Origin of the sequence: Rhodococcus sp. NPDC056516 (genome assembly GCF_042794655.1) — a bacterium.
Lineage (GTDB): Bacteria > Actinomycetota > Actinomycetes > Mycobacteriales > Mycobacteriaceae > Rhodococcus_F.
Map to the genome: position 1 here is coordinate 144,648 of NZ_JBHTTG010000002.1, position 4,660 is coordinate 149,307.

General features: G+C 62.9%; 5 protein-coding genes. 3 read left to right on the forward strand and 2 right to left on the reverse strand.

Annotated elements, in window-relative coordinates; genetic code table 11:
- Window positions 1-30: 30 nt before the first annotated feature.
- Window positions 31-1,599, forward strand: coding sequence for an apolipoprotein N-acyltransferase (gene lnt / locus ACFQ6Y_RS05845; RefSeq protein ID WP_378631318.1), 1,569 nt, complete (start codon window positions 31-33; stop codon window positions 1,597-1,599).
- Between the two features lie 92 nt (window positions 1,600-1,691).
- The gene (locus ACFQ6Y_RS05850) at window positions 1,692-2,537 is read left to right on the forward strand and encodes a hypothetical protein (protein WP_378630102.1); all 846 of its coding nucleotides are present in this window, start codon (window positions 1,692-1,694) and stop codon (window positions 2,535-2,537) included.
- 10 nt (window positions 2,538-2,547) lie between these two features.
- On the opposite strand, the gene ACFQ6Y_RS05855 is transcribed toward ACFQ6Y_RS05850, so the two are convergent.
- On the reverse strand, window positions 2,548-3,114 hold the full coding sequence (locus ACFQ6Y_RS05855; protein ID WP_378630106.1) for a hypothetical protein: 567 nt from the start codon (window positions 3,112-3,114) through the stop codon (window positions 2,548-2,550).
- Window positions 3,115-3,466: 352 nt separating this feature from the next.
- Window positions 3,467-3,805, reverse strand: a complete 339-nt coding sequence (locus ACFQ6Y_RS05860; RefSeq protein ID WP_230815631.1) for an RNA polymerase-binding protein RbpA — start codon at window positions 3,803-3,805, stop codon at window positions 3,467-3,469.
- Between the two features lie 189 nt (window positions 3,806-3,994).
- Between ACFQ6Y_RS05860 and ACFQ6Y_RS05865 the strand changes: the two genes are divergently transcribed.
- On the forward strand, window positions 3,995-4,351 hold the full coding sequence (locus ACFQ6Y_RS05865; protein ID WP_192804714.1) for a hypothetical protein: 357 nt from the start codon (window positions 3,995-3,997) through the stop codon (window positions 4,349-4,351).
- Window positions 4,352-4,660: the final 309 nt, after the last annotated feature.

The following is a 4,660-nucleotide window of genomic DNA, read 5'->3' on the forward strand; positions in this document are numbered from 1 at the left end:
GCCGAGGCGCCCGGCAACGATCGCTCCCGCGTGAACGCTGTGCTCACCGGTTCGGCATGGCTGCGTTCGCTCTACGCAGCCGCAGGTGGATTCCTGATCTTTGCCGGGTTCCCACCCCGCCCACTGTGGTTCTTGGCGCCCGTCGGGATCGCTCTTCTGACGTGTGTGTTGACCAACTTCGGCCGCGGCGGACTTCGTCTGCGTGCCGGCTTCGGTTACGGGTACCTGGCCGGTCTCGGATTCCTGGTGCCGCTGCTTCCGTGGATCGGTGTGTTCGTAGGCGCGGTCCCGTGGATCGCGTTGGCCGCGGTGGAGTCGTTGTTCATCGGACTGTTCGGGTTGCTCGCTGTCCTGGTGGCGAGGTTGCCGTGGGCACCGTTGTGGATTGCCGCGACCTGGACGCTCACCGAGTGGCTTCGTTCCAGCGTTCCTTTCGGCGGATTTCCTTGGGGCAGGCTCGCATTCGGTCAATCCGAAGGGTGGCTCCTTCCCCTTGCGAGTGTCGGCGGTGCGCCGCTGCTCAGCTTCGCGGTGGCCCTGACCGGTACGGGCTTGGCAGCAATTGCCGTCGCTGTCGCAGCCAAGCGGTGGGACCGAGGATTCTTCGGAGCTGTTGCCGCTGCCCTCGTGCCCGTGATCATTGCCCTTGTGGCGTCGCCGTTCCTGGCCACCATGGATTCCGGCGACCGAACTATCACCGTCGCCGCGATTCAGGGAAGCGTTCCGCGGTTGGGCTTGGACTTCAATTCGCAACGCAAGCAGGTCCTCGACAATCATGTGAGCGAAACCGTGAAACTTGCCGCCGAGGTGGACGCGGGCCGTGTCGATCGGCCTGACGTCGTGATCTGGCCGGAGAACGCCTCGGACATCGACCCCCTGCGAAACGCCGATGCCGCGGCCGACATCACCCGAGCCTCCGAAGCGATCGGGGCGCCGATTCTTGTCGGCACCGTACTCGTGAATGCCGATCGCACGACCACGAACTCGGTGATCGTGTGGGACGGAGCCGACGGTCCTCAGGAACAACACGACAAGAAGATCATCCAGCCGTTCGGCGAATACCTGCCTTACCGGAGCTTCTTCCGGAACTTCTCGTCCTATGCCGATCGCGCGGGCAACTTCGTGCCCGGCGAGGGCAACGGGGTCGTCCACGCAGCGGACGTACCCATCGGCGTCGCAACGTGTTACGAGGTGGCGTTCGACCGAGCCTTCCAGGAGTCGGTCCGCAACGGTGCACAACTTCTCGCGGTACCCACCAACAACGCCACGTTCGGCGACACCGAGATGACGTATCAGCAGCTGGCGATGTCGCGCGTGCGGGCAGTCGAGCACGGCCGCGCGGTGGTCGTTGCTGCGACCAGTGGCGTCAGCGCGATCATCGGTCCCGACGGCGCGGTGACTTCGCAGACCGAACTGTTCGTGCCTGCCGCACTGGTGGCGAAGGTGCCGCTCTCGACCAGCACCACCCTCGCCACCCGAGTAGGCCCGGCGCCGGAAATCGTGCTCAGCATCATCGCTGTCGGCGCGATTGCCTTGGCGGTGATCGCCAGGCGCCGGGACAAGGCCGAGCTACCTGCCGAAAAGACGGCAGCAACCTGAGCTGAGCATCGGATACCGGGCAGTCGATGTTCCGAGGGGCGCCTGGGCGGGTACTCGCTGTGCCACCCGTTCCAGCGCAAAGGCGGCGTTCCGTGACCGAGCCCGAGAAGACCCAGCCACAGAAGACCGAGCCCGAAAAGACCGAGCGACAGATTGCAGTTCGTAAAACGAGCGTGGTCGATGCGGTTCTGCAATCACCGCTCGCGGGCCTGTCGCCGTGGATCCTGCTGTCTTTACTCTCCGGGCCGGGAAGGTTCGAGGAATCCGCAGCTGCCGCGCTGGGGTTGTCACTGCTGATTTTGGCGGCCAGTCACCGGCGCGGTGGCACCGTGAAGCTGTTGGAGGTCTTCGACGTCGCGTTCTTCGGCGTTCTTGCGGCCATCGGGCTCCTCGCGTCGGCGAACACGATTCGGTGGTTCGAACTCTGGGGAGGCGAACTGACCAACATCGCACTGGTGGTCTTCGCCTTCGGGTCGATCCTGCTCCGCAACCCTTTCACCTTGCAGTACGCGAAAGAGTCGACGCCCGAGGAGTATTGGACGACGCCCTTGTTTCTGCGCATCAACTACGTCATCACGGCAGTATGGGCGCTCGCCTTCACCTGGTCGGCTGCGGTGGGCCTGTTCGGAGATGCACGGCTGCACGACGGTGACAACTTCTGGACCGGGTGGATTCTGCAGTTGCTCGGAACCTTCTTCGCGATCTCGTTCACCGAGTGGTACCCCGAGTACGCGCCGAACAAGGCGGCTCAGGCGCAGGGCCTCGATACCGAACCCCCGCAGTCGATTTTCCGGCTGTTCGACTTTCTGCCGGTGTTCATAGCCGTGACCGGAATCGCAGGGCTGGTGACCGACTCCGTTTCCGTGACCGCAGGCGTCACGTTGATCCTGGTCGGCGTTTTCGGATATCTGGCGATGCGAAGATTCACGGTCGACTAGAAGGTCGCAGTCATCGCGCGCCGACGGGAACCTGGTGCACGATTGTTTCGGTGACCGGCAGAGTGTTGACCGCCTCGATCGCATCCCACCTGTACTGGCCACAGGCGCCCTGGGGAACGAGCGGCCGCATACCGTACCCCTGATCGTCCACAAGCCACACGGTCGGCGGAACAAGCTGGTCGGTCATGCACGAGGGATCCCGATGGTCGGAGGGCACTCTGAAGGCGGACAGTACCGCCGACAGATCGCCCCTACGATGCTGCTCGACCCAACCGATCGTGTGATCGCCCCTGCCATCGCCCCTGCCATTGTCATTGCCATCGCCATCAGTACCGAAGTCGCAAGTGATCACGTGAGTGGGGGTGAATCCGTCGGGGATCGGTTTCGGTTCGGAAACGAGCACTCCGGTGCCGAGCGACGCGCCGAGATTGTCGGCGAGGCAGGTCGCCGGCTCGAGCATCGAAAGATCGGCTGTCGGGGGAGCCGGGGCGGAGCCCAGCACCGGGGACTCGGCACTTCCGCAGCCCACAAGGAGAAGCAGTGCGCCCGCGCCGACAAACATTCCTGACGGTCTCATTTCGACACCGTATCCGAGGTGTCCCAATGCCGTGTCGAAGTTTCACGCCGTATCGAAGTTTGGTGCACCGAAGTTTGGTGTGTCGCAGGGTGGGGGATACAGCTCACACTGGTGCACGAAGCAGTGCCGATGGTTCTCCAGCGCGAATCCAGCATTCGCGCACTGTCGGCTCGCGAGTGCGCCTGGATGCTGAATGACGTTGTACTGAAATATCTTTCAGTACGGCGAAGCATCTGGAGTTGCCACGTCGAAGAAGGGCCGAAGTATGACGTCGACTTGTGAACGATCACTCCCCGAAGAACGAGAAAGACCGCCCGGTGTAGAACCGGACGGTCTTGATCGAAGTGCTAGTTCATGCGCCGCGACGCTTGGCCTTCAGCAAGTCGAGACGCTCTTTGAGGAGCTCTTCGAGTTCCTCGACCGAGCGACGCTCGAGAAGCATGTCCCAGTGGGTACGGGGAGGCTTGACCTTCTTGGCTTCGGGAGCAGTTCCCTCCATGAGGCTGCCTTCGAGGCCGTTACGGCACAACCAGGTACCGGGGATCTCGGCTTCGTCCGCGAACGGGATGTCGAAGATCTCGCCGTTCTCGCACTTGTACTTGGCCATACGACGGGGCGCGAGGTCATGGTCACGGTCGGTCTCGTAGCTCACAGCTCCGAGTCGGCTACCTCGAAGTACGCGATCTGCCATGGTGGTGTCCTCTCTTCGTTCGTCACCGCTGGTGGGCGCCCTGACTTGGGGAGTAGACGCTCACACTCATCTACAACGCCACGAGCACCCGATTGGTTCCCGTGTGGCGAGAAGACGCAACCTCTCCATCTTACCGGGTACCGTGCGCGTTCATCGAAGGCGTCCGAATCTCGAGTACAGTGTCGACTCATGGCTGAGAGCACACGCGTCGGATCACCGCAGACTGCGCGTTCCGGAAACCCGTGCGTGTGGTGCGGCCGCGAGGTCGCGGTGACGGGAGTGGGTCGTCGTCGCCGGTACTGCAGCCAGTCTTGTCGCCAGCGCGCCTACGAACAACGCAGTGCCGTCAAAGGCACCTCCATCCCGGCTGACGCCGTCATCTTGACCGCCGTCGAGGCTGTCGAACTCGTGGATCGGATGTTCGAGGTCCGCTGCGCCGCCGAAGATGTGGCGACTGCTGTTGCCGAGGGCGCCGAAAGTTCGGAACTCACACAGTTGTGTGAACGGTTGACCGAACTTGCCCGCGAAGCCGAACGTTTCCGGTGAAGCAGGTGTGGGCAACCGGTTTCTAGCCTTGCGTTGAGCACCGCATCACTGCGGTGCGCCTGACGCCTGACGACGACAAATTCTGATCCTGAGTTCGGACCTTCGGGGAGGTTCGGACTTCGAAGCGACCCTTCGTCGAGGTCGATGACCTTCGGCTGCGCTCTCGCAGGATCGCCACATGGTTTCCACTCGATATCGAGGCGGTGCGATGTTTCTCTTCAATCCCCGAACCACAGTTCCCAGCGCTGATCGTGACCACGCCGATCGTGGCACCGCTGATCGCGGTAACGCTGTGTGGGGGTGGTCGTG

What these genes read in the sequence shown, in the direction of transcription:
- ACFQ6Y_RS05865 (WP_192804714.1), top strand. Translation starts at nt 3,995, where the DNA reads ATGGCTGAGAGCACACGCGTCGGATCACCGCAGACTGCGCGTTCCGGA.
- ACFQ6Y_RS05855 (WP_378630106.1), bottom strand. Translation starts at nt 3,114, where the DNA reads ATGAGACCGTCAGGAATGTTTGTCGGCGCGGGCGCACTGCTTCTCCTT.
- ACFQ6Y_RS05860 (WP_230815631.1), bottom strand. Translation starts at nt 3,805, where the DNA reads ATGGCAGATCGCGTACTTCGAGGTAGCCGACTCGGAGCTGTGAGCTAC.